Source organism: Paenibacillus lemnae, assembly GCF_012933385.1.
GTDB lineage: Bacteria > Bacillota > Bacilli > Paenibacillales > Paenibacillaceae > Paenibacillus_AQ > Paenibacillus_AQ lemnae.
Map to the genome: position 1 here is coordinate 54,506 of NZ_JABBPN010000013.1, position 24,805 is coordinate 79,310.

Below are 24,805 nucleotides of genomic sequence, written 5' to 3' on the forward strand. Positions count from 1 at the left end.
ACATGCCCGTAATGGAGTATATTGATGCCATCCGGCTTGCGATGAAAGAAGAATTGGCGCGTGATGAGTCTGTGTTTGTACTTGGAGAAGATGTTGGCGTTAAAGGCGGTGTATTTACGACCACCAAGGGACTGATCGATGAATTCGGCGAAATGCGCGTCATGGATACACCTTTGGCCGAGTCTGCAATTGCCGGTGTTGCCATCGGTGCAGCGATGCACGGAATGAAGCCCATCGCGGAAATGCAATATTCCGATTTTATGCTGCCAGCAACCAACCAGATTATCAGTGAGGCGGCCAAGATCCGTTACCGTTCGAATAATGATTGGAGCTGTCCCATCGTCATTCGTGCACCGATCGGCGGAGGGATCTTTGGCGGGTTGTATCACTCCCAATGTCCCGAATCCATCTTTTTTGGTACACCGGGCTTGAAAATTGTCGCACCTTTTACAGCTTATGATGCAAAAGGACTTCTGAAAGCGGCGGTTCGGGACCCTGATCCGGTTCTGTTTTTCGAGAATAAGAAATGCTATAAACTCATTAAAGGTGAAGTGCCGGAAGAAGACTATACTGTTCCTATTGGAGTAGCCAATTTGCTTCGAGAAGGACAGGATATTACCGTTATCGGTTACAGCCAGCCGCTGCATTTTGTGCTTCAGGCCGCTGAGGAGCTGGAACGTGAAGAAGGGATTACAGCACATGTGCTTGATTTAAGAACCCTTCAGCCTCTGGACCGGGAAGCCATTCTGGAAGCAGTCAAAACGACAGGCAAAGTGATGATTATACATGAAGATAACAAAACAGGTGGAGTGGGCGCCGAGGTATCGGCCATCATTGCAGAGGAATGTTTATATGATCTTGATGCACCTATCATGCGTCTGTGCGCGCCGGATGTTCCAGCCATGCCGATCAGTCCGCCTATGGAAAAATTTTATATGCTGAACAAGGACAAAGTTAAAGAATCCATGCGTCAATTGGCGCTTTATTAAGATACAGGGAGTTGTGAGCATGCCTAGTAATAATCATTGGACGGAAGTTGCGATGCCGCAGCTGGCTGAGTCACTGGTATCCGCTACGATTGGCAAATGGCTCAAAAAACCGGGAGACCGGATTGAGCAGTACGAACCGATTTGTGAAGTGCTGACAGACAAAGTCAATGCCGAGATTCCATCTACACTGGATGGAGTAATGGGAGAAATTCTCGCTGCAGAAGGGGTGACCGTAAGTGTCGGTGATATCATCTGCCTTATTGATGCTGAATCTCATGAAGCGGAATTATCACCTGCAGTGGAGAAAGCTCAGGATATAGGATCTGTCTCCCAAGCTACAACGGGAAAAGATGTATCCATGAGAACACGATACTCGCCAGCAGTGCAGTCGCTGGCTGCCCAGCATGACTTGAATCTGAACGACATTAAAGGTTCCGGACTTGGAGGCAGAATAACACGTAAGGATGTTCTTGCGTTCGTGGAGCAGCGGGGAGAAGCTGGCCCAGCTGCCGTTTCTGCTTCACCTTTTGAAGGGAGAAACCAGCAGGTGTCCTCCGAACCGAGCCCGCCGCTGGGAACGTCGATCCCGAATGTACGCCATTCAGGACTGCATCTAACCGAGTCGCCGAGAATTCCAACGATTGAGGTTGAAGGTGCAGGTACAGGAAGATCTGAGTATTATATCGATGTCACCCCGATCCGGAATACGATTGCCCGAAATATGCGGCAGAGCGTTACTGAGATTCCGCATGCCTGGACGATGATTGAGGTCGATGTAACCAATCTGGTGCTTCTCCGCAGCCAACTTAAGGAGGACTTTAAACGCAAAGAAGGCGTCAATCTGACCTATCTGGCATTTCTGCTTAAGGCGGTTGTAAATGCGATTAAAGATTATCCAATTATGAATTCGTTCTGGGCTGTTGATAAAATTGTCGTTAAAAGGGATATCAACATCTCACTGGCCGTCGGCACAGAAGATTCCGTCATGACGCCGGTGATCAAGAGAGCAGACCAGAAGAACATCGCCGGCCTGGCAACCGAAATTGAAGAGCTGGCCCGCAAAACCCGTGAAGGCAAGCTTACCCTTGACGATATGCAGGGAGGTACCTTTACCGTCAATAATACGGGATCTTTCGGATCTATTCTTTCTTACCCGATCGTTAATTATCCCCAGGCTGCTATCCTGACATTTGAATCCATCGTGAAAAAGCCTGTCGTCATTAACGATATGATCGCAGTTCGTTCAATGGCCAATCTTTGTCTCTCCCTGGATCACCGGATCCTGGACGGCGTTATCTGCGGACGTTTTCTGCAGCGTGTGAAAGACAATCTGGAAGGATATTCACAGGATACGAAGTTGTATTAAGATGGCAAAGCTTTAAAAGAATGAGGTGGGAAGCTAACATGAGTAACACACTGGAGGTTTCGTACTTCCCGACGATGGACTATGATCAGGCGTGGAATCTGCAAAAAGAAATGGTGTCTGATATTGATACAGGGAAGCGTCAGGAAAGTCTGATGCTTCTCCAGCACCCACCTACGTATACGATGGGCTCCCAGCGTCATCCGGAACACCTGCTTCTCAGTGAAGAAGAATTAAAGCAGCGGGGAATTACGATGTATCAGATTGACCGTGGAGGAGATATTACCTACCATGGTCCAGGACAGCTTGTGGGGTACCCGCTTCTGCTGCTGGATGGCGGTAAAAATCTGGACCTGCATGGGTATTTGCGCAGTCTGGAACAGGTTATCATTGATTATCTGGGGAGTTACGGGATTCAAGGCACACGAAAACCTGAATATACCGGGGTGTGGGTCGGGGATCTGAAAATATGTGCAATCGGCGTTAAATTTAACAAATGCAGGCATCACCGCGGTTTTGTCACAAGTCACGGTTTTGCACTGAATATCAAGAACAATGTAAAGCATGAGGGATTTGCAGGGATTGTGCCATGTGGGATTCAGCAGTATGGTGTCACTACACTGGAAGAATGCTTGCAAAAAGAAATTGAAGTCGAGGAAGCGGCCCGGGAGATTCTGAGTTACTTCACCCGGGTCTTTCCTTATGAAGCCGAACTGCCTTCTGCGTGGTAATGATTCTGTTTGAAAATTAAGGCAGAAGCAGCGGTTCTAGAACGATGAACAGCGTGGAGCCAATCATGGCTGCCAGCATGAGATAGATGACGACACGGAACCATTTTTTTCGCTGCATGGTGTTGCTCCTTTGATTTGGGTTTAATGATGATAATGGAGTGATAGAGGTTTTTATAACTTCTATAAAACATTGTAACCTATTGGTGAAGGGGAGGGAAGTCCAGTGGTAAATCAAGAGCGTATTGTTGCTGAATTCATGGAACTTGTTCAGGTGGACAGTGAAACGAAGCATGAAGAGGAAATCAGCAGAGTGTTGAAAGAGAAATTCGGAAGCCTTGGACTGCAGGTCCTGGAAGATGACTCCAAGGAAAAAACCGGACATGGTGCTGGTAATCTGATAATTACATGGGATGCAGAAGGAGCAGAAAAAGCTGCTAAACTTCTTTTTACCTGTCATATGGATACGGTGACACCAGGGAAAGGTATCAAACCACAGCTTGGTGATGACGGTTATATTCGCAGTGATGGTACAACGATACTCGGATCTGATGACAAAGCCGGCATCGCCGCGTTACTGGAAGCGATCCGAATCATTCAGGAAAACAAGATTCCACATGGACAGATCCAGTTTGTCATTACAGCAGGTGAAGAATCCGGATTAATGGGAGCAAGAGCTCTTGAACCGGACGCGTTGAACGCAGATTTCGGATTTGCTCTGGATTCGAATGGTAAGGTAGGCTCCATTGCCGTGGCAGCTCCCACGCAAGCCAGAATCACGATGACGATCCAGGGAAAATCGGCACATGCAGGCGTAAATCCAGAAGACGGAATCAGTGCCATTCAAGTTGCCGCCAAATCTATTTCCAACATGAAGCTGGGTCGTATTGATCATGAAACGACAGCCAATATCGGTAAATTTCAAGGCGGAGGGCCGACAAACGTAGTTTGTGACCATGTTCAAATTGATGCAGAGGCCAGAAGCATCGTTCAGGAAAAAGTAGAACAGCAAATTCGTCATATGCGGGAAGCTTTAGAAACGACAACCCGAGAATATGGGGCACAATCCGAGTTTCGGAGCGAAGTTATTTATCCGGCATTCAGTTTTAATGAAAACGACGCCGTTGTTCAACTCGCACAGCGTGCCATTACCGAACTCGGTTTGGAAAGCGAACTGTTTGCTTCAGGAGGAGGCAGCGATGCGAATGTATTCAACGGTTTAGGTGTTCCAACGGTAAACCTGGCCGTAGGGTATGAGAATATTCATACCACCAAGGAACGCATCCATGTCGACAATCTGGTTAAAGCCGCTAATATAGTCGTAGCAATCGTAAAGCAAGGGACGAAGTCTGATACAGATTAACATGGGAACAACAAAACAGCAGCCTGCCGGATGTCGGTACAGGCTGCTGTTTTGTTCATTGTAAGATTCAATTGAGCAGAGCAAGCCTCCGAGGCGCCGAATCCCGCCGAAGCTGGCCAGGGGTCCAGGAAGTGTGCCATCCGCTGCTTTCAACGATATGCAGCGCACTGTAAACGTAGTTCATATATTCAGTGATTTGTTCTTTCACTTTATCCACACGATACATTTTTTCCAGCCGGCTGGACAGCGACAGCAGAGAAAGCTGCAGGCAGCATGCGGCTTCTCCATAACGGGCTTCCATTAAATCAGGCCGTTTCAGGCGGAGGACTTTAAAATGTTCAGCAGCTTCATGATAACGATGCTGATCATACAGGCTCTCGCCTTTCATCATTTGTAGACGTGCTGCATCAGAAGAGGTTAATTCCGAGCTGCATAATTGGATGTGCTTCAACCGATCCAGTGCAGTTTGAATATAGCCTTCCTGATACAATATTGAGATTAATTCTAGTTCACCGCTTCTGCCTTCCTGGGAGAGCAGGTGCTCTGCTTCAGTAATCATGCCCAGACCGATCGCTGTCACAGCAATTGAGGAATGCTGCATTCCATCAGTAAGCAGAGGAGCTTTTCCATCCCTGCGCCATACACAAAGATAAAGCGCATTTTTGATAAATTTCATATCACAGGACGGAACATCGGAAAGCTTATGCAAGTCTCTTAGAATTAGAAATGCTTCGTCCATGCGCTCAATGAAGATTAAAGAACGAACATGCATCAACCTAATGCATGGATCGGTATACTCGGAATTATGAAAACACAAAGCAGACTCCTTATAAGCCCCAATGCTAAAAAGAGCTTGAGCTGCCATAGCGTATGTAATCATAGGCATAATATTCGACCCAGTGAAATACTGGAAAATATCATGATCACACCACCCGCTTCGGTGAAGCAGTGAAGCCCACTCCTGAAGCGCCAATTGAGCCAGACTGGAGTCGAACTGTAAAGCGTGCCTGAATGCCTGGGATGCTTCTTCATAGTGATTTAGCTTTCCCTGCAGCCGGCCGTAATGAATCCAGTTCTCGGCAGATGCGTTTTGGTCTACACTGAGGCATCCTGTGGATATACAATCAAGTGCGGCTTCTTTGAAGCAGGACAGCGCTTGATGAAAGCTGCCACGCTTCTCATACCATTGACCGAGCTCGAAAGGCTGAGTTGGTGGTGGCGTATTATGTTCGGGTTTTATTTGTATAAGTTCTCTCATGTGGCAACCTCCCATATGTAAAACACGCGTACCGGGGTATTAGTCATGGTCAAATTACGAAAAAAATAGAAAAAAGTCGAAAAATAAGTCTAAAGTACTACTTTTTTGATTTATTTTTCGTGTTTATCCTTGTTCTGTTTTTGAAGAATATCCAGAACTAAAACTTCAGGCCCCCACTCTTTCTGCCACTGCTTCAGCATCGCTTTAATCTGCCAAGCCTGCCCGACCCAACGTATGGAGTTCTCGTTACGGTAGCATTTCATGTCCGTTCCTTCTTTCTTCGAAAGTTTGATATAATACACCCTATGCAACAGCATGGACAGGCATGACTTTTTTATACCAAGGAGGACTTTAAGGCATGAATAATAAATCGATTTCCGGACACAGCGTGAATCCTTTGCTTGATGAGAGCACCATATCTTCAGAATCCATTTTTGAGGGGAAAATCATTTCCCTGCAGCTGGATACCGTTATGTTACCTGATGGTAAAACCGCTTCACGTGAAGTCGTCCGGCATCCGGGGGCGGTTGCTGTATTAGCTCTGCATCAAGACAAAATGCTCGTTGTTGACCAGTTTAGACAGCCCCTAGGACGCTGCGAGGTAGAAATTCCGGCAGGCAAGCTCGAAAAAGGCGAGGATCCGATGGAAGCAGCTAAGCGGGAGCTGGAGGAGGAAACGGGATATACGTGCGCTTCAATCCGGAAGCTGCAGACCTTCTATACTTCTCCTGGATTTGCTGATGAAGTGATTCATCTGTATCTGGCGGAAGATCTTACAGTAGGTGACATGAAGCCGGACGAAGATGAATTTCTGGAAATGTCGGAGATCACACTGGAGGAAGCATATCGCCTGATGGATGAAGAGCGTATTAGCGATGCCAAGACCATTATGGCGGTCTATGCATGGCAAATTTATAAGCTGACGGGAAATATATAACGTGAGCAGCAGGGATGAACTATGTTCAGATACCAACTTGCTTTCATTTTATAGCGATCTGCATATTCATATTGGCCGGGCAGGTGATGGACAACCTGTTAAAATCAGCGGCAGCCGTAATCTGACTTTCGAGAATATTGCCAAGGAAGCTGTTTTCAGAAAGGGTATTGATATGATCGGCATCATCGACTGTCATTCTCCTTCGGTTCAACAAGACATTTTGTCATGTCTGGACCAGGGGTCCATGCAGGAAGTGAGTGGCGGAGGCATCTCATATCAAAATACAGTCATTCTGCTCGGCAGCGAGATTGAAATTAAAGAACAGGGAATGGGAGCGGCTCATGTACTCGTTTATTTCCGGACCCTGGGCGATATGCAGGATTTCACCTCCTGGATGTCACGATATATGAAAAATGTGAATCTTAGCTCGCAGCGCATTTATGTCGAACCGAAAGAGCTGCAGAGGGAGGTTGCTGACCGCGGCGGCGTGCTGATACCAGCGCATATTTTTACTCCGCACAAAGGATTGTACGGGAGTGTAACTGACCGGATGGAATACGTTTTGAACCGTGATCTGATCGACGCTGTGGAACTGGGCCTGAGTGCTGATTCTTCCATGGCTGGTCTCTTGTCCGAGCTGGATCACTGCACTTTTCTGACGAACTCGGATGCTCACTCACTGGGCAAGATAGGCCGGGAATACAATCAGATTTTGATGAAGGAGCCTTCATTTGATGAGTTTGTTATGGCTTTGAAGAGGGAGGCAGGGCGGCGTGTGACCGGCAATTTCGGACTGAATCCAAGGCTTGGAAAGTACCACCGTACCTTCTGTTCCAGCTGCGGCACAATTCTGGATGAGCAAACTATGGTTTCGTCTCTTGACCGGTGTCCACTTTGTGGAAGTCTGAAGACTGTCCAAGGTGTACTGGACCGGATCATTTCAATATCTGATCGTCAGGATCCGTTTATACCTGACCACCGTCCACCTTATCACTACCAGGTTCCGCTGGAGTTTATTCCGGGGCTGGGTAAAGCGATGATGAACAAGCTGCTGAACGCATTTGGAACGGAGATGGCGATTCTCCATAGAGCATCTGAGCAGCAGTTAATCGAAATTGCGGGTGAAAAGCTGGCAAGAAGCATCATGCTGGCGAGGAACGGTACGCTAAAGCTGTCATCCGGCGGCGGGGGAACATATGGAAAAGTGATGAAAAGTGAATGAAGTTGAAAGGCAGCAAACCTTCGTCTCTGTCATAAAAAGATAGGGAAGCGTCATAGAGTAGGGATAGAGACACCGAAAGGAGAACCTGTCCCGATGTTACCTTTTCGACAAACCTTTAAAGATCAGCTGCCCTTGTATGTCTTTGTCGCTGTGTTATTCCTCGTTGGCGTTTTGTTCGGCGCTTTGATGGTGAACGCGTTATCGCTGGAGCAGCAGCAGGATCTGGCAGGCTATCTGGATCATTTTTTTGTGAATCTGCACGAAGGCAGTGAGGGTGCGGCACCTGTCTCTTTTGGCAGCGTGGCTTCCCTTCATCTAAAGTGGATCGGATTGATTTTTCTGCTGGGATTGTCTGTTGTCGGCCTCCCTGGCATTCTTGTGCTGGATTTCCTGAAAGGGGTCTTGATCGGATTCGCGGTTGGCTATATGGTCGGCCAGTATTCGTGGAAAGGATTGCTGTTCGCTCTGGTTTCCGTGGCTCCTCAAAATGTACTGGGGATTCCGGTTTTGATGATGTGCAGTGTTGCAGGGATCGCATTCTCGCTGTACATCATTCGATATCGACTGTTAACGCAGCGCGGGGGGAAGGTAACCCAGCCATTTACTGCGTATCTTACAACGACCTGTATCATGGCCGTTCTGATGCTGGTGGTAGCTTCATTTGAAACCTGGATTTCTCCGGAATTGATGCGCTGGGTTGCGCCCATGCTTTTACCTGACGGATCATTTTAGACCTTGAAAAGCGTTTGACTTTGTTTGCAAAGTCCCCCTATAATGAAGGAAGTGACAATTACGTGCAGTGATTTCCAAGGGGGAGGGGAACGATGGAAGCACGGATCGACAAAATCAAACAGCAGTTACAATCCCATGGCTATAAATTAACGCCCCAGAGGGAAGCCACAGTTAGCGTATTGTTAGAGAATGAGGATGACCATCTCAGCGCGGAAGACGTGTTTATGCTTGTCAGAGAGAAAGCACCGGAAATTGGTCTGGCGACCGTGTACCGTACCCTGGAGCTCTTGAGCGAGCTGCATGTGGTGGAGAAGATTAACTTTGGCGACGGTGTCGCACGTTATGATTTACGGACAGATACGTCCAAGCATCATCATCATCATTTGATATGTACCCAATGCGGAAGCATGGATGAAATACGGGAAGATTGGCTGGGACCGCTTGAAGAACGACTGGAGCAAGAATTTAATTTTACGGTTCATGATCATCGGCTGGATTTTCACGGGATTTGCTTCCGGTGCAAGGAGAAAAGCAGTCAGGATGATCCAGAAGCCTAATGGAATTTTTGGTACGGCAGGATTGGCACAGTGGTCAACCACACTTAGAACAGCCCTCTTACGGAAATGCAGTTTCCGAGAGGGCTTTTTTTGAGAAGTGAGAAGTCGTAAACAGAACCAAGGTCACGCTGATCATGAAAGCCGATGCGTTTTAGAATATGCTTTTTCGTTTACAGAATGATAAGTCTCTACACCGTCATATCGTATACTGCCAGATCATACCTTGTTATACGGACAAGACGGCAGCGAAAGGCGGTAAGAAGTATATGATTATTTCAATCCGGGATATTGCAGCATTTTTTAGGTTCACGGTTGTATTTGCCATTCTGACACTTGTTTTTTATGTAGTTTTGGGATGGGCAGGACGCTGGATTGCACCTCCGGATCCGTACCGGGTGCCGGCAGGCCATGCCGTAAAAGCATTTTATCCGGAGGGCCTTCAGGACAATCCGTATTCACCGGGTGAGCGGTTAAAGCTTTACTACTGGTACGGGGAATAAACAACACTGTATATGGTAGCAGATGTAAGGAGCAGAATAGCCTATGAAGGAACACTTGCAGTCGTATATAACACATATGTCTGATGAGAAATCATGGAGCCGGAATACACTGGAGTCCTACCGTAGTGATATTGCGGGTTTTATTGAATTTTCAGAACAACGAAGTCTTAAAGCGCCGGAAGATGTGAATCGCACGGTCCTGAGCTTGTATATTGGACACCTGAAACAGCAGGGGCGAGCATCATCTACCATCATGAGATGTATCGTCTCTCTTCGGTCGTTTTTTCAGTACCTCGTCCAAAAGGGAGTCATCATCCAGGATCCTACCGTGATGCTGGAGTCTCCCAAACCGGAGCGTAAACCGCCGAAATCCCTTACTGTAGAACAGGTGGAAGCCCTTCTTGCTGCGCCCGATATCTGGTCTCCGCACGGGGCAAGAGATAAGGCAATGCTGGAGCTGCTCTATGCAGCAGGGATACGGGTATCTGAGCTTGTCAATCTGACGGTCCAGGATGTCAATACGGATATGCGCTATATACGCTGCAATGGAAGTTCAGGCAGGGAGCGGATTCTGCCAATCAGCCGCTTGGCGGCCGAGAGTGTTGATCATTATCTCAAGTATATGAGAGATCGGCTGCTGAAGGATGATGTATCCGTTAAATCGCTGTTCCTCAACAGCAGGGGACAGCATCTCACCCGTCAGGGATTCTGGAAAATCATAAAAAAGTACGGCAAAACGGCAGGGATTGAAGATGACCTCACACCGCACACCCTGCGTCATTCATTTGCTATTCATTTACTGGACAACGGGGCTGACCTGCGATCTGTTCAGGAGATGCTTGGTCATGCAGATCTCTCAACGACCCAGATGTACCATTCAGCCAAAAAGAGTATGAAGGACGTGTACGACAATTTCCATCCCCGTGCGGATAAGAGGTAAGCTGTCCGTGCATAGACATGCTATGGAATGACGTTAATTCACAGTAATTACAGAACTGCTCAGGAGGGAATTGAAATGACTCAACCATATCGTCGGATTTGCTTTATCGTACTTGACAGTGTAGGTATTGGCGAAGCTCCGGATGCAGCACAATTCGGTGACACCGGGGCTCATACTTTGCGTCACATTTTGGAACACAATGCAGAGCTCTCCCTTCCGAACCTGCAAAAGCTGGGACTTGGAAATATAGAATCCCTGCCGAATGTTCCGGCTGAAGATGCACCGCGGGGCTATTACGGCAAAATGCAGGAGGTATCGGTGGGCAAAGATACGATGACGGGTCACTGGGAACTGATGGGCCTTAAAGTGGAAACACCGTTTAACACCTATGAGAAAGGTTTTCCGTCTGCTTTGATTGCACAGTTCGAGCAGGCTACGGGCCGCAAAGTGCTTGGTAATAAGCCTGCTTCGGGGACAGAGATTATTAAAGAATTTGGCGAAGAACAGATGAAAACCGGAGCATGGATTGTATACACCTCAGCAGACAGCGTATTTCAGATCGCGGCACACGAGGATATCATCCCGCTGGACGAGCTGTACAGAGCGTGTGAAACGGCCCGCAGCCTGACACTTCAGCCGGAATTTTCCGTGGGCCGGGTCATTGCGCGGCCATTTACCGGCGCCCCGGGACAGTTTGTCCGCACATCGAACCGGCATGATTATGCGATTAAGCCTCCGGAACCGACGGTGATGAACGCGCTGGAGCATCATAATCTGGATGTTATTGCCGTGGGGAAAATTAATGACATCTTCACTGGTGAAGGTGTGACCCAGTCCTTTCCGACAAAAAGCAATGAACATGGCATTCAGGAAACGATACGGCTGATGAAGTCTGATTTTGAAGGACTGTTATTTACAAATCTCGTGGATTTTGATTCGTTGTACGGCCATCGGCGGGATCCCGAAGGATACGGACAAGCACTGGCTGATTTTGACCGGGCGCTGCCGGGCATTATGGAGACTTTGAAAGAGGACGATTTGCTGATTATTTCTGCGGATCATGGCAATGATCCCGTTCATACAGGGACTGATCATACACGCGAATATGTTCCCCTGCTTCTGTACAGTCCTGGACTTCAGCAGAGCGGGCATTTGGGATTGAGAGAAACTTTTGCAGATGTAGGAGCTACCATTGCCCATAACTTCGGTGCTAAGCCGCCTGAGCATGGAGAAAGCTTTTTGTCACAGCTCAAATAAATAGATTACAAATTAAAGGAGAGATGCTTGAAATGATATCTACACAAGCAGTAATGATTGAGGAAGCAGCAGCTTATATTGAAAACAAAGGCGGTGTTAAGCCCGAAGTAGGTCTTATCCTGGGTTCCGGTTTGGGTGTGCTGTCCGAACTGATGGAGCAGACCATTTCGATTCCTTACAGCGATATCCCGCATTTTCCTGTCTCGACCGTAGAAGGACATGAAGGCGAACTGCTGCTGGGGTCCATACAGGGACGACCGGTTGTCATGATGAAAGGCCGTTTTCATATGTACGAAGGATATGGTCCGGAAATGACAGCTTTCCCGGTCCGGGTTATGAAACAGCTCGGCGTAAAGAGTCTGCTCGTAACAAACGCTGCCGGAGGTGTCAACACTTCCTTTGAGCCGGGTAATCTGATGCTCATTACAGATCATTTGAATATGACAGGGCGAAATCCGCTGATCGGTCCTAATGATTCATCGCTGGGTGTCCGCTTTCCGGACATGTCTCAGGCATACAGCCGCAAACTGCGGAGTTTAGCACTGGATAAGGCCAAGCAAAAAGGGATCTCTCTGCAGCAAGGCATTTATGCAGGTCTGCTCGGCCCAACGTATGAAACACCAGCTGAAATCGTCATGCTTCGTACACTTGGTGCAGATGCTGTAGGCATGTCTACGGTATCCGAGGTAATTGTGGCCCGTCATGCCGGATTGGAAGTGCTGGGCATTTCCTGTATCAGCAACATGGCAGCAGGCATTTTGGATCAGCCGCTTTCCCATGAAGAAGTCATGGAAACGGCCGAGAAGGTACGTGAAACGTTCCTGGAACTTGTGATGGCAATCATACCGGAAATGTAACCCATTTGAAATAAATCAATAGGATCTGGCTGGAGCTACCAAGCTTCCGGTCAGATCTTTTTTTATAACCTTTTAGCAAAATTATTGTACGATAACCCTATCATCTGGAATAATTTAGTTCCATCCTGACGACAATGAGAAACATAAGCCGCAAACCTGCGGTCTCGCTGTAACCAATGTCAGGAGGGGACGAATTGAAAAAAATAGTAATAGCCGGATTTTTGGCATGTTGTTTGCTGCTGCCGGCTGCAGCCGGATATGCGGATGAAACCAAATCGAGCGCATTGAATAATACGGAGCTAGCTCCAAATGCACGTTCAGCCATTTTGCTGGATGCCGATACCGGGACTGTCATTTATGAAAAGAATAGCCATGATAAGCTGCCTCCCGCCAGCATCACGAAAATTATGACCATGCTGCTGACCATGGAGGCTATTAAGGATGGCAGGCTGAAATGGAGTGATAAAGTCAGAGCAAGTGAGCATGCGGCGTCCATGGGCGGCTCCCAAATTTTCCTGGAACCCGGAGAGGAAATGACAGTCGAAGAAATGCTGAAAGGTGTTGCCATGGCCTCAGGAAATGATGCTTCCGTGGCACTGGCTGAGAAAATTGCAGGATCAGAACAGGATTTTGTAAAAATGATGAATGCCAAAGCGGAGGAGCTGGGCATGAAAGATACCCATTTTGCGAACTGTAATGGTCTTCCGGCAGAAAACCATTACAGCTCAGCGCATGACATTGCTGTGATGAGCCGTGAACTTCTTCAATATGATGGCATTACAAAATACACAGGGGCTTATCAGGATTATTTGCGAAAAGACAGTGAGAAACCGTTCTGGCTGGTCAATACAAATAAACTGGTCCGTTTCTATGCAGGTGCCGATGGATTGAAAACAGGCTATACCTCGGAAGCGAAATTCTGCCTGTCTGCAACGGCCATGCGGGACGGACTCCGGACTGTAGCCGTGGTGCTGGGAGCACCGGATACGAAAACCCGAAATGAAGAAATCTCGAAAATGTTTGATTACGCCTTTTCGCAATACGTCATGCATCCAGTCTACAAGAAGGGTGAAATGCTGGGCACGGTGAAAATTTCAAAAGGTTCTCAGCCGGAGCTGCAGCTGCAGGCAGAGCAGGATTACCGCGTTCTGGTCAAAAAAGGCGGCGATTCGTCCCAGTTCAGACATGAGCTTACACTGCCTGAGAGCATTAAGGCGCCTGTTGCCCAAGGTCAGGTCATCGGCAAATTGTCCGTTTATCAAGGAGATCACCTGGTGAAAGAATTTGAACTTAAATCGGCATCTGACATCTCAAAGGCCGGGTTCTGGAAATTATTCAAGCGTACGACAGGAAAACTGTTTCATGTAGATTCTTAGGAGTTTTCTTCTAGTTTTGTCATGGAGCAGGAAAGTGAAATCCCAACGTAGAAATTCTTGTTCAAGTCAGGGAGGAGAGTGAACAAGCATGAATCTGAATGTTGAAATGGAGCATCAGCGCCATGTGCTGATCGTCAGATTGTCCGGTGAACTGGATCACCATACCGCAGATCTCGTTCGGATGCAGATGGATGAAGCCATCCAGCGGCGCCAGACGGAGCATCTGATTTTAAGTTTTAAAGAACTGGAGTTTATGGACAGTTCGGGTCTCGGGGTTATTCTGGGACGTTATAAGTTCATAAAACAAAAGGGCGGAAAAATGGCAGTATGCGATGTGAAACCTGCTGTATACCGCCTTCTGGAAATGTCAGGTTTGTTCAAAATTATGCCTATATATGAGAACGAGGGCACCGCACTCTCGGGGTTGGAGGTTGTGTCATGAATCAGGGACAAGCACAGCATAATTTCATGATGCTGGAATTTGCCGCCAAGTCGGAGAATGAATCCTTTGCCAGGGTGGCTGTGGCGTCTTTTATCTCTCAGCTGGATCCGACTATGGATGAGCTGAGTGATTTGAAAACTGTCGTCTCCGAAGCGGTGACCAACAGTATCATCCACGGCTATGACAGCGATCCCTCAGGCGTTGTCCGTATTGAGGCTGCGATTGATGGTGACATCATTACCCTTGTCATTGAAGATAAAGGACACGGAATTGAGGACCTGGAGATGGCCAAGCAGCCGCTTTACACGTCCAAGCCTGAACTGGAGCGTTCGGGGATGGGTTTTACGATTATGGAAAACTTCATGGACGAATTTGATGTCGTCAGTGAGCCGGGAACCGGCACCGCGATCAAAATGAAGAAAAGGATTGAATCCAAGAAAGCTTTGTATAATTAGGGGTTGGACACATGGATGCCGATGTGAAGAAAGCTTCGCAGACTTATTTGGATGACGCTGAGGTGAAACGTCTGATCGCACTTAGCCAAAGCGGTGATAATGTAGCTAGAGATACACTGGTGAATTGTAACATTCGTCTGGTATGGTCGGTTGTACAGCGGTTTATGAATCGCGGATATGAGCCGGAGGATCTGTTTCAGATCGGCTGTATCGGGCTTTTGAAATCCGTGGATAAGTTCGATCTAAGTTATGATGTCAAATTCTCAACCTATGCTGTGCCGATGATTATCGGTGAAATTCAGCGGTTTCTACGTGATGATGGTACGTTAAAAGTAAGCCGTTCTCTGAAAGAGATGGCTAATAAAGTCCGTAAGAAGAGGGACGAGCTGTCGAAATACCTGGATCGTCTCCCGACTATTAAAGAAGTGGCCGAAGAGCTTGGGGTCACGCCAGAGGAAGTTGTATTTGCCCAGGAAGCGAACAAGCCGCCAACCTCGATACATGAGACTGTATTTGAGAATGACGGAGACCCGATCACCTTGATGGATCAAATCGCAGACGAGTCCCAAGAGCGTTGGTTTGACAAATTAGCTTTGAATGAAGCCATTGGAGGCCTTTCCGAGCGGGAACGTCTGATCGTGTACCTCAGATACTACAGGGACCAGACCCAGTCTGAGGTCGCGACCCGGCTCGGGATATCACAGGTGCAGGTATCCAGGCTGGAGAAGAAAATTTTGCAGAATATCCGTAATCAGATCGCCCAGTAAGTTTAAAGCATCTTTTCACACAGGGGCCGTTCCCCAAGATCTTAGATCTTGGGGAACGGCCCCATTTAATGTAATGAAACGTTCCGCGTACGAATTGCCCCTATTGCCTTGATACCTCAAAATCTCTTCCTGTATATGGATATTTATTTTCGAGTAACACCCTCATGTTTTTCCCATACTAACAGTAATTTAGCAGCAAAGGGGTGTTTCGGATGAACAGGAATTCCGCTCCGACGGTCTTTCTGCAGCTCCGCAGCCGAATCCGGCTGCCCCGGGATAAGATCATTCTACTAGGAGATGTGGCGTTTATTATTTGTGATCCAGAATGGGAAAAACCGCTTCAAAGCCTGCAGCTTGCTCAGCCGAAGGATCGGGATGGCAATCGCCTGCTGCTGGATCTCATTCAGATCATACCTAGAATCCGCCAGCTGATTCCCGGGGTCCATATTGAACCCATGGGACATCATCATACTCTTGTCGAGTTGACCAGCAGTGCGACCAAGCCGTCTTTAATATGGTTTCCGCTTGTATGGCTGCTGCTGTTTTTCGGATCTGCACTGACCATTATGAATTTTCACGCCGATGTGAATATGCTGGAAGTTCAGATCCGCATCGTTGAAATGGTGACTGGAGAGCGTGATGAGCATCCGTATCTGTTCCAGATTGCGTATTCGCTCGGGATCGGCTTTGGCATGACTGTGTTTTTTAATCACCTGTTTCGAAAGAAATGGAATGAAGAACCCACACCCCTGGAAGTAGAAATGTTTCTTTATCAAGAAAATCTGGACCAGTATGTGGTAGCCGAAGAATACCGAAAGCTGGGAACACCGGTTCAGCCCGTACTGCCTTCAGGAAAAAAACGTTAATGCTTCAGCTTCAGGATGTGCTGTCTATCCTGCTCGGGGTGGCAGGTGGTATAGCCGTAGGCGGCGGTGTTATAGCTCTTATTATCGTGCTGGATATCGTGCCCCGGCTTGCCCAGTTAACGTTTACTTATCATCGGGTCCATTGGTACGAGGGGGCTCTGATTGCAGGTTCACTCATGGGTACGATGGCAGATTTCTGGATGTGGAAAGTGCCATTAGGCGGGGTTGTGAGCACATTCATCGGTCTGCTGTGCGGTATTTTTGTCGGTATGCTTGCAGCTGCACTCACCGAAGTGCTGAATGTACTGCCAATTTTAGCAAAACGCCTGAGGCTGACAGGATATCTGTTTGGTCTGCTGACGGCGATGGTCGCAGGAAAAGTGGCAGGTTCTTTATTTGACTGGTTTATTTACAGGCCATAATTATTATGCTGGACAAGAGGGGGCAGTCATATGGATGACCAAACACATCATTCCGGTAACGATGGAGAAAAGATCCCGATTGTGCCGACCGAAGTCATGAATGATGCAAAACGAGAGGCACATCTTAAGAAGAGATATGCAGAGTCATCTGCCAACACAGCGGAAGCGGTAGCCTATTGGCTGGGAAAAGATGAGATCCCGACCAATATGAAAGATTTGAAAAAGACGCTGGATGAGGTTATGGGACTGAACCTGTCGTTCGATATCATTCTTCGGGAGATGGTGATCGGAGGTAAAGAAACCGGCATTTTATTCGTGAATGGTCTGATCAATGCGGATGTGACCACGCTGATATTAAACCGCCTGACACTTCTTAGCCCAGAGGATTTAGAGAATCACGCTTTAAACGCCATCAAAAACCAGTACATTCCTTATGTACAGGTCAGTGAGACGAACAAGCTGAGTGTGGCGATCAATGAATCGTTGACCGGACAAAGTGCAATATTCGTTGAGGGAGAGGGCCGGGCCATCATTCTGGATACACGGACCTATCCTTCAAGAAGTCCGGATGAGCCACAGATTGAACGGGTGGTGCGCGGATCCCGAGACGGGTTTACCGAAACCCTGCTCACGAATATTAATCTGGTACGAAGAAGAGTGCGCGACCCTGGTTTGCACTGCGAAATTATCAAGGTGGGGCGCCGGACACAAACCGATGTCGGGCTTGTTTTCATCGACGATATTGTCGACAGAGTTCAGGTGGAAGCCATCCGGGACAAAATACAGAAGCTGGACCTGGAAGGACTGCCGCTCGCTGACAAGCAGCTGGAGGAAGCCATTGTCAATCGGGGATGGCATCCGTATCCATTAGTCCGATATTCAGAGCGGCCTGACGTTGTGGCATCCCATCTCCTTGAAGGCCGTGTGGTTGTTATGGTGGATACATCACCAAGTGTCATGATTATGCCGACGACTTTTTTTGACCTGTGTCAGCATGCAGAGGAGAACAGGCAGACGCCGTTTATGGGAACCTATCTGCGCTGGATCCGTTTCGGCGGCATTTTTGCATCCATGTTTCTGCTGCCATTGTGGATGCTGCTGGTCGTGCATCCGGAGCTTAAACCGCCTCTGCTGGAGATTCTAGGTCCTCAGGAAAATGCAAAGCTGCCCATTATTATGCAGTTTCTGATCATCGAGTTTGGTGTGGATTTAATGAGGCTTGCTGCGGTTCACACACCGACCCCTTTGTCCTCTGCAATGGGGTTAATCGCAGCCATATTGATCGGAGACATTGCGGTAAAAACCGGATTTTTCGTGAACGAGGTCGTGCTCTATATGGCTGTTGCAGCGATCGGGATGTTCGCAACCCCGAGTTATGAATTGGGTCTGGCGAATCGGGCCTTCCGCCTGGTTTTATTAATTGCGGTCGCTCTGTTTGGGGTAAAGGGGTTTGTGATCGGGACCACGCTGCTTATTCTTCTGCTGGCTACACACCGTTCCTATAACTCGTCTTATCTGTGGCCGTTTATACCATTTAGTGCAAAGTCTATGGGTGAAGTACTTCTGCGCAAACCGCTGCTGTACTCAAGAAAAAGACCGTCACTAAACAAAACAAGAGATAACAGCAAGATGGGACCAGAGATGAAACCGGACGGAAACGAAGCGTGATTAACACAAACGTTGTGTCGAAAAATCCATTTTATTTGATGGCATTGTCTGCTATACTGTGTACAATTATTCGATTACATCACTTTTTAAATACTGATCGGAGGAATTGCAGGCATGTTTTTACACGGTACTAGCAAAATCAATGAACGGGGTCATCTTGAAATCGGAGGCTGTGACACAGCAGAGCTGAAAGCTCAGTATGGAACCCCTCTTTATATTGTAGACGAGCAGGCGGTCAGAGACCGTGCCCGTGAATACATTGAAGCGTTTAAAGCTTCTGAACTTAACTTCCAGGTTGCTTACGCCAGTAAGGCATTTTGTGTGATGGCTATGTGCCGTCTCGCAGAAGAGGAAGGCATGTCGCTTGACGTTGTTTCTGATGGCGAGCTGTTTACCGCTCTGCAGGCAGGATTCCCGGCTGAGCGCATTCATTTCCATGGAAACAACAAGACACCTGAAGAGATTGAAATGGCGATTGATGCCAAAATCGGCTGCTTTGTCGTTGATAATGAAGTCGAGCTTCACCTTCTGCAGGCTATTGCAGCTGAGAAGCAGGTTCATGTGAAAATTCTGCTACGTGTGACCCCTGGAGTAGAGGCACACACCCATGAATATATTTCTACAGGCCAGACGGATTCCAAGTTCGGCTTTGATATCGGTAATGGATCTGCGTTTACCGCCATTAAACTGGCTTCCGAGCAGGCTAATCTTCAGCTGCTTGGGCTGCATTCTCATATCGGTTCCCAAATCTTCGAAGTTGAAGGCTTCCAAATGGCGGTTCAGCGGGTTGCTGAATTTGCATCTTCGGTTAAAGAGCAGCTGGGTGTTACGTTTACAGTTGTGAATTTGGGCGGAGGATTTGGTATCCGTTATACAGAGGGAGATACTCCTTTGAAAGTATCTCAGTACGTGAAGGCCATTACAGATGCCGTGAAGAATCATTTTGCCGGAATCAGTGACAATCTTCCTGAGATTTGGGTAGAGCCGGGCCGCAGTATTGTCGGGGATGCAGGAACCACGTTATACACCGTTGGAACGAGCAAGAATATTCCTGGCGTCCGTAAGTATGTTGCAGTAGATGGGGGAATGACTGACAATCCTCGTCCTGCACTTTACGAATCCAAGTATGAAGCGGTCCTTGCAAACCGTGCTAACGATAAGGTCGAGGAGACCGTATCCATCGCAGGTAAATGCTGTGAGAGCGGCGATATGCTGATTTGGGATCTGGATCTGCCGAAGGTTGAATCCGGAGACCTGCTGGCTGTATCCTGCACAGGAGCTTACAACTATTCCATGGCCAGCAACTATAACCGGATTCGCAAGCCAGCGGTTGTGTTTGTTAAAGATGGCAGCAGCGAACTGGTTGTCCGTCGTGAAAGCCTGAATGATATCGTACGCCTTGATGTGGTTCCTGAACGGGTCACCAAGGAATCCGTATTTAAGTAAAAGCTATAAAGCTTAGGGAACAGGCTGCCAGAACCAACAGGACGGCGGCCTGTTTTTCTTTGACATTTGGACAGGAATCTCATAATAAGATACAATGGGTTACGTGATCCACACTTGGGAATATTGACTCGCCGCACTTGCGGCAAATATAAAGTAAAGGGACGTGAATGGAATATGAAAAAAGGTACCATTGAACTGGAAAACGGCGGGGTTGTAGAAATCCAATTTCTGCCCGAAGAAGCTCCTAACACCGTTGCGAATTTTGAAAAACTGGCGAACAGCGGCTTTTACAACGGTTTAAGCTTTCATCGTGTTATTCCGGGATTTGTAGCTCAAGGCGGATGCCCGACAGGGAACGGAACAGGCGGTCCTGGATACACAATTGACTGCGAGACCGCAACGAACACAACAAAGCATGAGACTGGCGTATTGTCGATGGCTCACGCAGGCCGTAACACGGGTGGAAGCCAATTTTTCATCGTGTACTCACCACAGCCGCATCTTGACGGAGTACATACCGTTTTCGGTAAAGTCACCAGCGGGATGGAGCTCGTCAACAATGTGAAACCAGGCGACAAGATGAAAGAAGTTAAAGTCTGGGAAGAATAGGTCCGCTATACAATTAAATAGCACATTTCCTTCGGGGCAGGGTGAAATTCCCTACCGGCGGTGATGTCATCAGCCGTCAATGGCTGAATGACTCAGTCCGTGACCCGGTACTACACGTGTAGATCCGGTGGACCTGGTGAAAATCCGGGACCGACAGTATAGTCTGGATGGGAGAAGGAGAAGAATGTGCTGGTACCTGCAAGGGACCTGCGCATCTTACAGAGATAACCACTCTGATGTGTGTTGATTTTCACAAAGTTTTGCTTTGAGAGTGTATTTCACTTTCTCTGCTTTTCTTTATGTTGAATTGACGCATCATATGTCATCTCATAAACACACTCCCGTGTACCTAATGCCCTGTTTGGATCTGTATCCAGACAGGGCTTTTTGCTTGCCGTCTACAGGAGGCAGAGCATCATACTAGACTTGACGGGGGGATTACTGGTTGAAGGTTATTAATGACGAATACTATATGTCGCTTGCCCTTGATTTGGCTGAAAGAGCACAGGGACAGACCGGGATTAATCCTGTGGTCGGCTGTGTCATTGTCAAAGACGGGAAGCTTGCTGGTGTAGGCACGCATTTGGAACGGGGCACACCGCATGCTGAGGTGCATGCGCTCAACATGGCTGGTGAAGAAGCCGCCGGAAGTACAGTCTACGTTACGCTGGAACCGTGCAGCCATTACGGTAAAACGCCGCCATGCAGTGAGAGGCTGATTGCCGAGCGTGTTGCGCGTGTGGTTGTGGCCATGGAGGATCCCAATCCACAGGTATCCGGCAAAGGAATACAAATGCTGCGGGCAGCCGGTATTCAAGTGGACGTTCACCTCATGGAAGATCGTGCACGTCGTTTAAATGAATCATTCATCAAGTTCATCACGACAGGAAAACCTTATATTACGCTTAAAACAGCCAGTACGCTGGATGGCAAAATCGCTTCTAAAAGCGGTGACAGCAAGTGGATATCCAATGAAGCTGCCAGAGAAAGAGTACATACGCTCAGGCATCGTCACCAAGGAATCATGGTAGGCGTTTCTACACTGATAGCTGATGATCCTCAGCTTACGACACGCCTGCCTGTACAAGGCATTCATCCTACACGCATTATCGTAGATTCCAAGCTCAGAATTCCGCTGGAGAGCCGCCTGCTTCACGATGGACTCTCGCCTGTGATTATCTTGACCACGGAGCAGGGGGATTCACAAAAAGCAGACTCTTTAAAAGCATCAGGGGTGGAAGTCCTCACCTGCGGAACAGGCCCTCGTGTAGATCTTGATCAAGCCATGATTCAGTTAGGTGAACGGGAAATCGGTTCGATCCTTCTGGAAGGTGGGGGTACCCTGAACGGATCCATGCTGGAGAACGGGCTCGTGGACCGGATTGTTCTCTTTATTGCCCCTAAAATTGTTGGTGGTCTAGGGGCTCCTTCCAGTTTCACCTTCAGCGGGGTAGAGCAGATGAGCCAAGCTGTTCTTCTGGAGGATCTTACCATTGAGCAGCTGGAGGATAATATTTGTATCTCGGGTAAACCGATTTGGACGGAGGATCTGCGGCCGTCTGACGAAAACTCGTGCAAGGGGGGGGAGGTCATGTTTACAGGTCTGGTTGAAGAAATCGGAGAAATGAGAGTCATCGGACGCAGAGGCGAAGCAATGGTGCTGAGCATCCTCGCTTCCCGGATCATGGACGATTTGAAGCTGGGTGACAGTGTCTCTGTGAACGGAGTATGTCTAACAGCGACAACGATTGCGAACGGCATGTTTACCGTCGATGTTATGCCTCAGACCTACAGGCATACGAATTTGAAAGAACTGCAGCCCGGAAGCAAGGTGAATTTGGAACGAGCAATGGCTGCCGGAGGGCGATTTGGCGGCCATATTGTACAGGGACACGTGGACGGGACAGGAATCATCACCCGTATCCGCCCGGATCAAAATGCCATTGTGTACGAAATTACACCTGATGATGCGGAAATGTTTAAATATATCATTCCACAGGGCTCGGTGACGCTGGATGGAATCAGCCTGACGGTGGTTGGTACTACGGAAGCTTCTTTTACGGTATCCATTATTCCACATACGCTTTCCGAAACGGTTCTGGCTTTAAAAAAGACCGGGGAATCCGTAAATATTGAAAATGATATTTTGGGTAAATATGTCGATCATCTGCTTCAATACGGATCTCGGGCTGCCGGTCAGAGAGCGAAAAGCAGTTCCATTAGCATGGAGTACTTGGCTGAGCACGGTTTCTCTTAAACAGCCGCTGTGGCCATCAAAGAAGGAGGAGACAGATGTGGATGAGCAATTTGAGTTCAGTCGTGTTGAAGATGCACTGCAGGATCTGAAAGACGGCAAAGTGATCATCGTTGTCGATGATGAAGACCGCGAGAATGAAGGGGATTTTATTGCCCTGGCGGAAAAAGCAACGCCTGAAGTGATTAACTTTATGATCACAGAAGGCCGGGGTCTAGTCTGTCTGCCCATTACTGCCGAGAGAGCGGAAGAGCTGGATCTGAAGCCAATGGTTGTGCAGAATACAGACTATCATGGAACGGCATTTACGGTTTCTGTGGATCATGTTAGAACCACGACCGGTATTTCGGCGTTTGAACGTTCGGTAACGGTTCAAGGAATTATGGATCCGGAAAGCGGACCGGCTCATTTTCGCAGACCGGGACATATGTTTCCTCTGATTGCCAAAGACGGCGGTGTGCTCCGAAGAGCGGGTCATACAGAAGCAGCGGTGGACCTGGCCCGGATGTGCGGTTCATATCCCGCTGGCGTCATCTGCGAAGTGATCAAGGAAGATGGCAGCATGGCACGGCTTCCCGACCTTGCTGAAATTGCCACCAAGTTTAATCTCAAGCTGATCAGTATCAAAGATTTGATCCATTATCGGAATGACAAGGAGAAGCTTGTTCACCGTGAAGTGTCTGTACGCATGCCCACAGACTTCGGCGTGTTCCAGGCTGTCGCCTATACCAACGATGTGGATAATAAAGAGCATGTTGCCCTGGTCAAAGGAGAAATACATGGTGATGAGCCCGTTCTGGTTCGCGTGCACTCCGAGTGCTTGACAGGCGATGTATTTCACTCACACCGCTGCGACTGCGGACCTCAGTTCGAGGCGGCCCTTCGTCAGATTCATGAAGCCGGCCATGGTGTGCTGCTGTATATGCGTCAAGAGGGCAGGGGGATCGGTCTGATTAACAAGCTGAAGGCATACAAGCTGCAGGAGGAAGGGCTGGATACAGTAGATGCGAATCTACAGCTCGGCTTTGCTCCTGATTTACGGGATTACGGGATTGGTGCCCAGATCTTGAAGGATCTAGGAATCACAAAAATTCGCTTATTGACAAACAACCCCAGAAAAATTAAAGGGTTGGAAGGTTATGGACTTGAGGTTGTGGAAAGAGTGGCTATTCAAATGGCCGAAAATGAAGATAACAGTGGTTATCTCCATACGAAGCAGAGCAAGCTTGGACATCTGCTGACCTTTGATGATATTGAACAGAACGAGAAACAGAATCGCTGATATCCAAGAAACCATATAACCATATAAAGGAAGGCTGATGATCATGGCTAATTATTTTGAAGGAAACTTAGTATCAGAAGGACTTCGCTACGGCATCGTCGTAGGACGATTTAATGAATTTATTACATCCAAACTGCTGGGCGGTGCTCTGGATGCGTTGAAACGTCACGGGGTTAAAGATGATGAGACCGATGTTGCCTGGGTGCCTGGTGCTTTCGAAATTCCTCTAGTTGCTCAAAAAATGGCGGAAAGCGGCAAATACGATGCTGTGATTACACTCGGTACCGTCATCCGGGGTTCAACTACACATTACGACTATGTGTGCAATGAGGTAGCCAAAGGCGTGTCGGCAATTAACCTCAAAACCGGTGTGCCGACGATTTTCGGTGTCGTAACGACAGAGAACATCGAACAGGCAATTGAGCGTGCCGGAACCAAGGCCGGGAACAAAGGCTGGGATTCCGCGATGGCAGCAATTGAAATGGCGAACTTGACGAAACAGCTAAAATAGTGCT

Annotated in this window: 26 protein-coding genes, 2 pseudogenes and 1 riboswitch; of the genes and pseudogenes, 25 read left to right on the top strand and 3 right to left on the bottom strand. The window is 48.1% G+C overall.

Annotated features, from left to right (window positions below; genetic code table 11):
• Positions 1-2: 2 nt before the first annotated feature.
• The 3 genes from HII30_RS14145 to lipB are packed head-to-tail and all read left to right on the top strand — an operon-like array spanning position 3 to position 3,083.
• Entirely contained in the window at positions 3-989 is a 987-nt protein-coding gene (locus HII30_RS14145; protein ID WP_169505690.1) for an alpha-ketoacid dehydrogenase subunit beta, read from the top strand.
• 19 nt (positions 990-1,008) lie between these two features.
• Positions 1,009-2,355 (top strand): dihydrolipoamide acetyltransferase family protein, encoded by a 1,347-nt coding sequence (locus HII30_RS14150; RefSeq protein WP_169505691.1) that lies wholly within the window; start codon positions 1,009-1,011, stop codon positions 2,353-2,355.
• 38 nt (positions 2,356-2,393) lie between these two features.
• Positions 2,394-3,083 carry a lipoyl(octanoyl) transferase LipB gene (gene lipB / locus HII30_RS14155; protein WP_169505692.1) on the top strand — a complete coding sequence of 230 codons (690 nt, stop codon included), beginning with the start codon at positions 2,394-2,396 and terminating at the stop codon, positions 3,081-3,083.
• A 16-nt stretch (positions 3,084-3,099) separates the two neighbouring features.
• Here lipB and prli42 read toward each other — a convergent pair whose 3' ends face one another.
• Positions 3,100-3,201: a stressosome-associated protein Prli42 gene (gene prli42, locus HII30_RS14160; RefSeq protein ID WP_169505693.1), complete on the bottom strand. Its 102-nt coding sequence runs from the start codon at positions 3,199-3,201 to the stop codon at positions 3,100-3,102.
• A gap of 105 nt (positions 3,202-3,306) precedes the next feature.
• On the opposite strand from prli42, the gene HII30_RS14165 reads away from it, so the two are divergent.
• Positions 3,307-4,443 carry a M20/M25/M40 family metallo-hydrolase gene (locus tag HII30_RS14165; protein ID WP_169505694.1) on the top strand — a complete coding sequence of 379 codons (1,137 nt, stop codon included), beginning with the start codon at positions 3,307-3,309 and terminating at the stop codon, positions 4,441-4,443.
• Between the two features lie 67 nt (positions 4,444-4,510).
• Here the strand turns inward: HII30_RS14165 and HII30_RS14170 are convergent, their stop codons facing one another.
• On the bottom strand, positions 4,511-5,701 hold the full coding sequence (locus HII30_RS14170; RefSeq protein ID WP_169505695.1) for a tetratricopeptide repeat protein: 1,191 nt from the start codon (positions 5,699-5,701) through the stop codon (positions 4,511-4,513).
• Positions 5,702-5,811: 110 nt separating this feature from the next.
• Complete coding sequence (gene mciZ / locus HII30_RS14175) at positions 5,812-5,964, bottom strand: Z-ring formation inhibitor MciZ (RefSeq protein WP_169505696.1); 153 nt, start codon at positions 5,962-5,964, stop codon at positions 5,812-5,814.
• A 95-nt stretch (positions 5,965-6,059) separates the two neighbouring features.
• On the opposite strand from mciZ, the gene HII30_RS14180 reads away from it, so the two are divergent.
• The 21 genes and pseudogenes from HII30_RS14180 (at position 6,060) to ribH (ending at position 24,801) form a co-directional block, all read left to right on the top strand.
• On the top strand, positions 6,060-6,638 hold the full coding sequence (locus HII30_RS14180; protein WP_169505697.1) for an NUDIX domain-containing protein: 579 nt from the start codon (positions 6,060-6,062) through the stop codon (positions 6,636-6,638).
• A gap of 1 nt (position 6,639) precedes the next feature.
• Positions 6,640-7,860, top strand: a complete 1,221-nt coding sequence (locus HII30_RS14185) for an endonuclease Q family protein (protein WP_169505698.1) — start codon at positions 6,640-6,642, stop codon at positions 7,858-7,860.
• A gap of 93 nt (positions 7,861-7,953) precedes the next feature.
• Complete coding sequence (gene spoIIM, locus HII30_RS14190; protein WP_169505699.1) at positions 7,954-8,592, top strand: stage II sporulation protein M; 639 nt, start codon at positions 7,954-7,956, stop codon at positions 8,590-8,592.
• A 92-nt stretch (positions 8,593-8,684) separates the two neighbouring features.
• Positions 8,685-9,149, top strand: a complete 465-nt coding sequence (gene fur / locus HII30_RS14195) for a ferric iron uptake transcriptional regulator (RefSeq protein ID WP_169505700.1) — start codon at positions 8,685-8,687, stop codon at positions 9,147-9,149.
• A 158-nt stretch (positions 9,150-9,307) separates the two neighbouring features.
• Positions 9,308-9,649, top strand: coding sequence for a DUF4227 family protein (locus HII30_RS14200; protein WP_246246436.1), 342 nt, complete (start codon positions 9,308-9,310; stop codon positions 9,647-9,649).
• Between the two features lie 43 nt (positions 9,650-9,692).
• Complete coding sequence (xerD, locus tag HII30_RS14205) at positions 9,693-10,589, top strand: site-specific tyrosine recombinase XerD (protein ID WP_169505701.1); 897 nt, start codon at positions 9,693-9,695, stop codon at positions 10,587-10,589.
• Between the two features lie 75 nt (positions 10,590-10,664).
• Positions 10,665-11,846: a phosphopentomutase gene (gene deoB, locus HII30_RS14210; protein ID WP_169505702.1), complete on the top strand. Its 1,182-nt coding sequence runs from the start codon at positions 10,665-10,667 to the stop codon at positions 11,844-11,846.
• Positions 11,847-11,878: 32 nt separating this feature from the next.
• Positions 11,879-12,703: a purine-nucleoside phosphorylase gene (locus tag HII30_RS14215; RefSeq protein ID WP_169505703.1), complete on the top strand. Its 825-nt coding sequence runs from the start codon at positions 11,879-11,881 to the stop codon at positions 12,701-12,703.
• 194 nt (positions 12,704-12,897) lie between these two features.
• Positions 12,898-14,079, top strand: a complete 1,182-nt coding sequence (locus tag HII30_RS14220; protein WP_169505704.1) for a D-alanyl-D-alanine carboxypeptidase family protein — start codon at positions 12,898-12,900, stop codon at positions 14,077-14,079.
• An 88-nt stretch (positions 14,080-14,167) separates the two neighbouring features.
• Positions 14,168-14,521, top strand: coding sequence for an anti-sigma F factor antagonist (spoIIAA, locus tag HII30_RS14225; RefSeq protein WP_169505705.1), 354 nt, complete (start codon positions 14,168-14,170; stop codon positions 14,519-14,521).
• Entirely contained in the window at positions 14,518-14,976 is a 459-nt protein-coding gene (spoIIAB, locus tag HII30_RS14230) for an anti-sigma F factor (protein WP_169505706.1), read from the top strand. Before spoIIAA ends, spoIIAB begins: the two co-directional genes overlap by 4 nt.
• Positions 14,977-14,987: 11 nt before the next feature.
• Positions 14,988-15,743, top strand: a complete 756-nt coding sequence (gene sigF, locus HII30_RS14235) for an RNA polymerase sporulation sigma factor SigF (RefSeq protein WP_169505707.1) — start codon at positions 14,988-14,990, stop codon at positions 15,741-15,743.
• Positions 15,744-15,955: 212 nt separating this feature from the next.
• Positions 15,956-16,609: a stage V sporulation protein AA gene (locus tag HII30_RS14240; RefSeq protein WP_169505708.1), complete on the top strand. Its 654-nt coding sequence runs from the start codon at positions 15,956-15,958 to the stop codon at positions 16,607-16,609.
• Positions 16,609-17,031 carry a stage V sporulation protein AB gene (locus tag HII30_RS14245; RefSeq protein ID WP_169505709.1) on the top strand — a complete coding sequence of 141 codons (423 nt, stop codon included), beginning with the start codon at positions 16,609-16,611 and terminating at the stop codon, positions 17,029-17,031. The genes HII30_RS14240 and HII30_RS14245 overlap by 1 nt, the downstream gene beginning before the upstream one ends.
• 30 nt (positions 17,032-17,061) lie before the next feature.
• Positions 17,062-18,699 carry a spore germination protein gene (locus HII30_RS14250; protein ID WP_169505710.1) on the top strand — a complete coding sequence of 546 codons (1,638 nt, stop codon included), beginning with the start codon at positions 17,062-17,064 and terminating at the stop codon, positions 18,697-18,699.
• A 114-nt stretch (positions 18,700-18,813) separates the two neighbouring features.
• Positions 18,814-20,145 carry a diaminopimelate decarboxylase gene (gene lysA, locus HII30_RS14255; RefSeq protein ID WP_169505711.1) on the top strand — a complete coding sequence of 444 codons (1,332 nt, stop codon included), beginning with the start codon at positions 18,814-18,816 and terminating at the stop codon, positions 20,143-20,145.
• Positions 20,146-20,319: 174 nt separating this feature from the next.
• Positions 20,320-20,754: a peptidylprolyl isomerase gene (locus HII30_RS14260; protein WP_169505712.1), complete on the top strand. Its 435-nt coding sequence runs from the start codon at positions 20,320-20,322 to the stop codon at positions 20,752-20,754.
• 23 nt (positions 20,755-20,777) lie between these two features.
• A riboswitch (FMN riboswitch) is annotated at positions 20,778-20,937 on the top strand.
• Positions 20,938-21,199: 262 nt separating this feature from the next.
• A pseudogene (ribD, locus tag HII30_RS21655) lies at positions 21,200-22,294 on the top strand (bifunctional diaminohydroxyphosphoribosylaminopyrimidine deaminase/5-amino-6-(5-phosphoribosylamino)uracil reductase RibD); the annotation flags it as partial.
• 63 nt (positions 22,295-22,357) lie between these two features.
• A pseudogene (ribE, locus tag HII30_RS21660) lies at positions 22,358-23,011 on the top strand (riboflavin synthase); the annotation flags it as partial.
• Positions 23,012-23,048: 37 nt separating this feature from the next.
• Positions 23,049-24,290, top strand: a complete 1,242-nt coding sequence (locus tag HII30_RS14275) for a bifunctional 3,4-dihydroxy-2-butanone-4-phosphate synthase/GTP cyclohydrolase II (protein ID WP_169505713.1) — start codon at positions 23,049-23,051, stop codon at positions 24,288-24,290.
• A 43-nt stretch (positions 24,291-24,333) separates the two neighbouring features.
• Positions 24,334-24,801 (top strand): 6,7-dimethyl-8-ribityllumazine synthase, encoded by a 468-nt coding sequence (ribH, locus tag HII30_RS14280; protein ID WP_169505714.1) that lies wholly within the window; start codon positions 24,334-24,336, stop codon positions 24,799-24,801.
• Positions 24,802-24,805 lie beyond the last annotated feature (4 nt).